Origin of the sequence: Companilactobacillus sp. FL22-1 (assembly GCF_043951805.1) — a bacterium.
GTDB lineage: Bacteria > Bacillota > Bacilli > Lactobacillales > Lactobacillaceae > Companilactobacillus.
Genome location: NZ_JBINJY010000011.1, coordinates 101,789 through 110,677 on the forward strand (window position 1 = coordinate 101,789; position 8,889 = coordinate 110,677).

Genomic DNA, 8,889 nt, shown 5'->3' on the forward strand with positions numbered 1-8,889 from the left:
ATAATCCCAGTGGATCAACCATCATGAATAGTTGATCCACTGGGATTTTTGTTTGAAAGGAAGTATTTTCTTTACTTTTCATTGCTATGTCGATAGCCGTAGAAAAAGTAGATTATTAAGCCGATGACAGTCCAGCCAAGGTACATTTTACAAGTAAAGGCCTGCAATTGTGTCATTAAGTAGAGGCAAGCCACAAATGATACTAGTGGAAAAATTGGATAGAAAGGAACCCGAAAAGCTGGCTTTAATTCACGGGTATTTTTACTATGACGTAAGAAGATAACGCCAATGGAAGTGACAGCAAATGCCAGTAATGTTCCGATATTAACTAGTTCAGTGATTTTATCAATCGGTACTACCGCCGCAACTGTAGCCGCAATCAAACCAACTAAGAAAGTACTGCGAGTGGGGACACCCGCTTTACTAAGATTCTTGAACTGTTTAGGTAATAAGCCATCGCGACTGAGTGAGAAAATCAAACGGGTTCCGCCATAAACAACGACTAGTAAAACAGTTGTCATTCCCATGATAGCGCCTAGAGAAACAATACCTGAGACCCAATTTAGATTGAGCAGATTTAAGGCATGGGAAACCGGGTCAGCCACATTTAGTTCTTTATAATTCACTGCGCCCACTAATACTAATGAAACTAGACTGTACAACACTGCGACGATCAAAAGCGAGGCAATGATACCAATAGGCATATTCTTCTTAGGATCTTTAACTTCTTCACTAGCTGACGAGACGACATCAAAGCCTAAGAAAGCGTAGAAAGCTACAGCCGCTCCTCGTCCGATCCCGCCAACACCAAAAGGTAAGAAAGGATTGTAGTTCTTAGGTTTGACGTAGAAAATTGTGACAGCAACGAATAGCAAGATGACGAATATTTTTACGTAAACCATGATCGTATTGATTTTCATCGATTCATTCAAGCCTTGTAGTAATAGAATAGTTGCTATCAAAACGATGATAAAGGCAATGATGTCAAAACGACCACCTGAGTTTCCAGCAGTTCCAGGCGCTGATTGCAGAGCTTTAGGCAGATTTATTCCAAATCCGCTTAAGAGATTTCGAAAATAGGCCGACCAACTGACAGCTGTGGAGGAGGCCGCAAATAAATATTCCGAGATCAGTGACCAGCCAACGATCCAAGCAATTAGTTCGCCATAGACTGAGTAGGAATATGTATAAGCACTACCAGCTAGGGGAATCGTGGATGAGAATTCAGAGTAGCAAAAAGCCGCGCCAATACAAACCAAAGCTGCTAGCAAGTAAGTTAAAATTACCCCCGGGCCGGCGTAGTTAGCAGCAATGATACCAGGGGTGATGAAGATACCTGATCCGACGATCACCCCGACACCCATGATGATTAGGTCTTTGGCAGTTAAAGTTCTTTGGAGACTAGTTTGTTCATGAAGTAAATCATTCACAATATCTTTCTTTCGAAATAAAGATGGCATAGGCGGACACTCCTTTTTGTCTAATTTAATTAAAACAAATTTAATAGGATAGATTCAAGTACTCGCATTTATAAATATAGTGATAGTATCATATTAACTATAAGAATTAAGGAGTGATCAGAATGGAATTTAACTTTGACAAGATAAATGACCGTCGGAATGTTAATTCAGTGAAGTGGCTTGTTCCTGAAGATGTCTTACCAATGTGGGTAGCAGATATGGATATTCAAACGGCCCCAGATATTATTGAGGCAATGCATAGAGATGTCGATCGAGGAATCTTTGGTTATCAATATGTTCCGAAGGAATATTACCAAGCGGTTGCCAGTTGGTATCAGACAGAACACAATTTTACTCCTGATTTAGATTGGTTGGTTTTTTGTAACGGCGTTATGCCAACGCTTGGTTCATTAATCAGACATTTAACTGATGTCGGCGATAATATCTTGATTCAAGAACCAAATTATAATTCTTTTTTTAAAACAATCGAAAATAACGGTCGCCATATTTTGAACAGTGAGCTAGATTATCGCTCCGGAAAATACAATATCGATTGGAAAGATCTTCAAGAAAAAATGCTCGATCCAAAAACTAGTTTAATGATCGTCTGCAATCCTCATAATCCTAGTGGTAAGATCTGGGAACGTTCAACTTTGACCAAAATTGGGAAGATGGCTAAGAAGTACCATGTACTGATTATTTCTGATGAAATTCATGGCGATATAACGGCACCTGGACATCACTATGTACCTTTTGCTTCTCTAGATAGTGAAGTGACTGACAATAGCATCTCGTTAGTTTCCCCAAGTAAGACTTTCAATTTAGCGGTCTTGCACGCAGCTACGATGATCATTCCCGATGAAAACTTGCGTCAACGAGCTACAGTAGCTGTTAGTAGCGATGGTCTCAATGAGCCTGGAGTTCTAGCAATCGATGGTTCAATTGCGGCCTATACTAAAGGACATGAGTGGCTGCATGAATTATTGAAGTATCTTCAAAATAATCGTGAATATGTTGAAGAATTCGTCAAAGAAAAACTTACCGAAATACGACTAATACACTCAGATGCCACGTACTTAGCCTGGTTAGATTGCAGTAAGATTACCGATGATTCGGAAGAATTAAATCAATTCCTATTAGACCATGTCGGGCTTTTGTTGGCTGAAGGTACTAAGTATCGCGGTAATGGTCGATATTTCTTACGAATGAATTTAGCTACACCAAAATGTAATATTGTGGACGGACTAGAGCGTTTAGAGAAGGGGGTCGCACTATATCAAGCTGAGAAGAAGTAATGATTATTGCAACACCACAAACGTTTTAACAATTTAAACGTAAATATCCCCTGATTCGATAGGTAGAATCAGGGGATATTTTTACTTAATTAAGACCATAATGATAGGAACGACAATCAAACTTAATAGAGTCGTCTCCGTGACCATGATTGCAGCATAGTCAGAATCGGCATGGTAAAGCTTGGCTACTACCGGTGCGTTAGTCATGACCGGCATTGCTGCTTGAACAATAAAGACTTGTTTCATCAAAGGATTAGCAGGGATAAATAGGAACAATGCGGCCATTAACAAAGGTGCACATAAGAAGCGGCCAAAGAGGATAGCCAAATTGTCTTTGTGAAAGGAAATATTTTTCAAACCAGCATTGTAAATTGAAATACCGATGAAAATCATTGAAAGTGGAATCGTCAAGCCACCTAAATATTGAAAGTCAGACATCAGAAAACTTGGTAGCTGAATATGCATTATGACTAGGATCAAACCGACGATAAAGCCCATTAGTGGTGGTGAGAAAACTTTTTTCAGCGTAGTTTTCAATTTGAAGTGGCCTTTGATCTCACCATCCATTTGAATCAAATAGGTACCAAGTGTCCAAAAGAAGGTCGTATTAGCCATGTAATAGACTAAGACATAAGGAAGACTTTTCTCACCGAAGAGAGCCATGTTGACGGGCAAACCAACGAAGACGGTATTGGAATTAAAGAACATCGAAGCGAAAAGACCTTTATGCTTCGGATCGATTTTTAAAACTTTGATTAGTAGAATCGAGATAAAAATCAGGATGGTCATTGATAAAACGGGAACGCCTAAGTCGGGCAATAACTTTATTAATTTTTCTGCAGTGAAATCTTTCGTGATTGTTGAAATCATATAAGCAGGTAGGGCAACTTGAGTGACAAGTTTTGCAATCAAACGAGTTGAGTTTTCAGAAAACCATCCTAAAGCGCTCAAACCATAACCGACGGCAATTAAACCAATGATAATTAAGATTCCTTGAATACTGGAGAAGAATACACTCATAAAAAAACATCCTTTGTGATTTAGTCTACTTATTATCAATGTTACTCTTTTTTGAAAAAATTGAAAAACCTCTGATTGTGAAGTGCTTTTAAGATTGGACAGTACCACTTTAAATTGTGTATGGGTTCAAATACTTGAAAAATGAAAGCGCTGACTTAGAATAGATGTGTAATCAAAAATTCAGTTTTCAAAATAATTAGGAGAAATTATTATGGCTTATAAAACAATCAATCCTTACAATAATGAATTAATTAAAACTTATCCAGATGCCACAGAAGCAGACATTTCGAAGGCACTCGCTGTTGGAGATAAACTTTATAAAACTTGGCGTGATCAACCAGTAGCAACTCGAGCACCGATCCTACATAAAGTCGCTAACCTCTTGAGAAAAAATGAAGATCAGTTGGCTAAAATTGCTACGACCGATATGGGTAAACTTTACACCGAATCAAAAGGTGAAGTCGAGCTCTGTGCAATTATTGCGGACTACTATGCAGACAATGGCGCTGATATGTTGAAACCAACTCCATTAACTAGTCGCAATACCGGTGATGCGGAGATTTTGCACCAGTCGAGCGGCGTCTTGATGATGGTTGAACCTTGGAACTTCCCATACTATCAAATCATGCGCGTTTTCGCTCCTAACTTTATGGTCGGTAATCCAATGATCTTAAAACATGCTTCTAACACCCCAGGATCTGCCGAAGCTTTTGCCAAAATCGTTTCAGAAGCGGGAGCACCAGAAGGTAGTTTGACTAATTTATTTGCCAGCTATGATCAAGTCGCTGAAATCATTGCTGATCCACGGATTCAAGGTGTGGCTTTGACGGGTTCCAACCGTGGTGGTCAATCAGTTGCCGAAACAGCTGGTAAAAACTTGAAGAAAAATTCGATGGAATTGGGTGGTTCAGATGCCTTTGTCGTCTTATCTGATGCTGATGTGGACCAGGCAGTAGATTTAGCTTGGCGGGTAAGAATCTATAATGCGGGCCAAGTATGTACTTCCGCAAAGCGTTTCATCGTAGCTGACAATTTGTATGATGAATTTTTAGAAAAATTAAAAGCTAACTTTGCTAAATTAGTTCCTGGCGACCCCATGGATTCTAAGACTACAATTGCACCAATGAATTCCAAGCGAGCTAAAGAAAAGCTTCAAGGTCAAATTGATAAAGCTGTTGCCGGTGGAGCTAAAGTAGCGTTTGGCAATCAGCCAATTGATTTGCCCGGACAATTTATCCAACCAACAATTTTGACTGACATAACACCTGACAATCCAGAATTTTACGAAGAGATGTTTGGACCTGTAGCCCAAGTCTTCAAGGTAAGTTCAGATCAAGCTGCAATTGACTTAGCGAATGATTCCAAATTTGGTCTAGGTGGGATCGTGGTTTCAAATGATCCCCAGCGTGGAAAAGCAGTTGCCGAAAAGATTGAGACAGGGATGGTCTTCGTTAACTCATTCTTAGTTTCTATGCCAGAATTACCATTTGGTGGAGTTAAAGGTTCAGGTTACGGCCGTGAATTGAGTCAGTTGGGGTTGACAGCCTTCACTAATGAAAAATTAGTTGTGACAGCTCAACAGCCTGACTGGAACAATCCTGCTGGTGGTCTAGCAGTTTTCAAATAAATTGAAAAGAAGTTCGTCTGAAAGCGGCTTCGAGTTATAATTAAAGTAATAAATGTAATGGGAGATGTGCTTATGGACGAAACAAAAAAGTTTATTAAAGATGATTTTCAAGAAGTTTTACTAGATCGTCATTCATATCGAAAGTTTCAAAAAGATGTCGTTATTCCCCGCTCAGAAATTACCGAAATGTTAAAAGAAACCATTACGGCACCATCAGCCTGCAATTTGCAATCATGGCATTTTGTAGTTTGTGACACTGCAGAGGCTAAAGCTAAGGCCAGAGCAATCATGATGCCATTCAACTATCCACAACTAGATACCGCTTCCGCCGTAATTTTTGTATTGGGTGATACACAATCACATTACAAGTATCGTGATGTTTGGAATAAAGCTTGTGAGAATGGTCAGATTACACCTGAAGAACGTGACAAAGTCTTCAAGAGCTTTTTACCACTATATGAGAATGCTGACCGCAGTTTCTTGGAAAAGGATGCAACGATCGATGGCAGCATGGCCGCAATGCAACTACTATTAATTGCTAGAGCTCACGGTTATGAAGCTAACCCAATGTCAGGATATTATTTTGATAAAGTTGCTACAGCCTTTAATTTGGACAGCGAGCGTTATATTCCGATCACTGCCGTAGCGATCGGTAAACCAGATGGAGAATATACTAAATCAGTCCGTTATGACGTTAATGATGTAACTGACTTTCTTTAAAAATAGAAATTTTTTTAAATTCATAAGAATAGCCTCTGATCCCAAGATGTGGAATCAGAGGCTATTCGATTTTCTTTAAAATATTATTTTAATCATTCTCTTCTTTAATTCCCCTGACGACAGGTTGTTTGTCTCTTTCTTTTACAAAGAAAATGACCGTCATAACGACCAAGAAAACTACACCAACTAGTAAGGAAACAGTTGTTTCAGGATTTAAGAACATGAAAATCAAAATAATGAAAAGAGAAATAATTGCAAGGTAATTGCTGATAGGGTAAAGCGGCATTTTGAAAGGATGATCTTTCATCTTATCTTGATTCAATTTGCGAAAACGTAATTCGCTGAAAAGAATCACAAACCAAGGAACCATACCAGGTAGAACACTGGAACTATATACAATAACAAAAACATCGCTTGATGTATGCAAGAAAACTGGTAAAGCATAGTTCAAAATTAATCCGAGCAATATTCCAGTTGAAATGGCTAGAACAGGGATGTAAGGCACGTTGTGTTTTGATAATTTCAAAAATGATTTTGGTAAATGTTTTTCAAGCCCAAGTGTATAGAGCATTCGACTTGAACTAAAGATACCAGAGTTACAGCCGGACATGGCAGCTGTCAACATAACGAAATTGATGATTTCTGCTGCAAAAGTAATACCAACTTTTGCAAAAGTTTCAACGAAAGGAGAACCGATCGTACCCAATTTATTCCAAGGATAAATTGAAACAATTACAAAGATTGCGCCAATATAGAAAATTAGAATTCTGCCAACGATTGAACGGATAGCCCGAACAATATTTTCTTGTGGGTTTTCAGCTTCCCCAGCAGTGATACCGATAACTTCGATTCCTTGATAGGAAGCAACTACAATTGAAAGCGCGAAAATAAACCCTTTGATGCCACCAGTAAAGAAACCGCCATTTTTCCAGAGATTACTAATTCCCACTGGATGTCCGCCATTGCCGACACCAAAGAAAATTACGAATAAACCTAGAATAATCATCATAATAATCGTCAACACTTTAATTAAGGCAAACCAAAATTCTAGTTCGCCATATGCTTTAACAGAAGTTAAATTGGCTAAACAGAGTGTAACAACGACAACAACACCAGCAATCCATTTTGGCATTGTAGGGAACCAGAAAGCTAAATATGTTCCTACTGCGATAACTTCAGAGATACCAACTACTAAATATTGGAAAACATTGCTCCAAGCAGTCAAGTAACCAACGACTGGATGGATGTATTCGGTGGCGTATTTGGCAAAAGAACCAGTTGAGGGATCAACATAAAGCATTTCCCCTAAGGCCCGCATTACCATATACAGAATTAAGCCTGCGAGTGCGTAGGCTAAAAGGACCGAAGGACCGGTCCACTTAATGGTCGAGGCTGATCCCATAAATAGGCCGACGCCAATGGTTCCACCTAAAGCGATCATTTGCATTTGTCTTGAAGATAAGCTACGACTCAGTTTTTCTTTAGCCATAATAAATTCCACCTTTGTGTTTACGAATCATGAACAAGTGTATCTTGAACATGGACTATATGATACCTCACAATCATGAAAATGTCATATATTTTTTTCTTTTTACTGAAAAAATTTTCAGACAATTTATCGGATTATTATTTAAATTAAAATAGCTTGTATTGTGATTCAATATAAATATGTTTATATATATTTACAAAGTCCCTTTTTAAATAGATAATAAGTGTTGGATGTAAAAGGGACTTTTTATCTGAATTAATATTGCAGAAAAATTGCAGGTATTTTGCCTATTACTACGACAACATTTACTTAATTCGATCGAAAGTTATTGAGGATAAAATTATGGACATTAATATTTTTATTGAACGTAGAAAGTTGCTTAAAATGTCACAAGTCAAGCTGTGTAAGGGTATTTGTACTCAGTCTACTTTGAGTAAGTTTGAAAATAACGGTAGAGTACCTTCTTTGAACATTCTTAATAAGTTGTGCGAACGTTTAGGACTATCAGTTGACGATTTGTATAGAAATTCGAATAACTCGACGACTCATATGCGTACCGTTTTGGATAAAGTCGAAAAAGAATTTATGATGGAGAATTATTCCGATGTTTCAGCAATGTTGCAAGAAATAGATTCCGAAGTCATTAATAATGATATGTTAAAAATGCAATATTACTATCAAAAAGGTTTTTTTAATGTTTTAACTAAAGGCAAGTTTGAAGATGCTTTTTATAACTTTTCGCGAATATTGGATGAATTGGATGAAATCCATAAAACGATTTATACTTTTTTAGCCTATACAGGATTGGGAGTTTTATACTCTCGAGAGAATAAAATGCAAGAAGCGGAATTTTTCTTCCAGAAGGTTTTTGAGTTTATTAAAATTCACGAAAATGAAAAATATCAAAAAGCAAATGTAAATATGTATTTACGTGTCTTAACGATTGTCTTTTTCACCGCAGATTTTTACATTCAAAAAGGAATGTTTGACGAAGGTGAAAGATTAGTTGATCGAGGCATCCGTCTTTGTTCTGAGCAACATATCACATACTATCTTGCCCGCTTGAAATATTTATCGGCTAAGATTGCTATCGGTAAGAATAAATCGAATGAAGTTGTTGACGGATTGCTGATTGAAGCCTTGGCTTTTGCAAAAATCAATCACAATGAACCTGTAGAATTACGGATCAATGCTTTGAGAAAACAGTATGAAGATAGTTTAAACAAAGAAGAAGAGTGACGTTGTCTCTGATTTGGATTATTAGAAAAACAGTATTTT

7 protein-coding genes are annotated in these 8,889 nt (G+C 37.8%); 4 read left to right on the plus strand and 3 right to left on the minus strand.

Features of this window, described 5'->3' with window-relative positions; translation table 11 throughout:
* Positions 1-71: 71 nt before the first annotated feature.
* Positions 72-1,460 (minus strand): amino acid permease, encoded by a 1,389-nt coding sequence (locus ACG72T_RS10250; RefSeq protein WP_395266118.1) that lies wholly within the window; start codon positions 1,458-1,460, stop codon positions 72-74.
* A 122-nt stretch (positions 1,461-1,582) separates the two neighbouring features.
* Between ACG72T_RS10250 and ACG72T_RS10255 the strand changes: the two genes are divergently transcribed.
* Positions 1,583-2,755 carry a MalY/PatB family protein gene (locus ACG72T_RS10255; RefSeq protein ID WP_395266119.1) on the plus strand — a complete coding sequence of 391 codons (1,173 nt, stop codon included), beginning with the start codon at positions 1,583-1,585 and terminating at the stop codon, positions 2,753-2,755.
* Positions 2,756-2,836: 81 nt separating this feature from the next.
* Here the strand turns inward: ACG72T_RS10255 and ACG72T_RS10260 are convergent, their stop codons facing one another.
* Positions 2,837-3,775 (minus strand): AEC family transporter, encoded by a 939-nt coding sequence (locus ACG72T_RS10260; RefSeq protein WP_395266120.1) that lies wholly within the window; start codon positions 3,773-3,775, stop codon positions 2,837-2,839.
* A gap of 211 nt (positions 3,776-3,986) precedes the next feature.
* Here ACG72T_RS10260 and ACG72T_RS10265 point away from each other — a divergent pair, with 211 nt between their 5' ends.
* Positions 3,987-5,402 carry an NAD-dependent succinate-semialdehyde dehydrogenase gene (locus ACG72T_RS10265; RefSeq protein ID WP_395266121.1) on the plus strand — a complete coding sequence of 472 codons (1,416 nt, stop codon included), beginning with the start codon at positions 3,987-3,989 and terminating at the stop codon, positions 5,400-5,402.
* A gap of 72 nt (positions 5,403-5,474) precedes the next feature.
* Complete coding sequence (locus ACG72T_RS10270; RefSeq protein WP_395266122.1) at positions 5,475-6,122, plus strand: nitroreductase family protein; 648 nt, start codon at positions 5,475-5,477, stop codon at positions 6,120-6,122.
* Positions 6,123-6,210: 88 nt separating this feature from the next.
* On the opposite strand, the gene ACG72T_RS10275 is transcribed toward ACG72T_RS10270, so the two are convergent.
* Positions 6,211-7,611 carry an amino acid permease gene (locus tag ACG72T_RS10275; RefSeq protein ID WP_395266124.1) on the minus strand — a complete coding sequence of 467 codons (1,401 nt, stop codon included), beginning with the start codon at positions 7,609-7,611 and terminating at the stop codon, positions 6,211-6,213.
* Between the two features lie 342 nt (positions 7,612-7,953).
* On the opposite strand from ACG72T_RS10275, the gene ACG72T_RS10280 reads away from it, so the two are divergent.
* Positions 7,954-8,850 carry a helix-turn-helix domain-containing protein gene (locus tag ACG72T_RS10280; protein WP_395266125.1) on the plus strand — a complete coding sequence of 299 codons (897 nt, stop codon included), beginning with the start codon at positions 7,954-7,956 and terminating at the stop codon, positions 8,848-8,850.
* Positions 8,851-8,889: the final 39 nt, after the last annotated feature.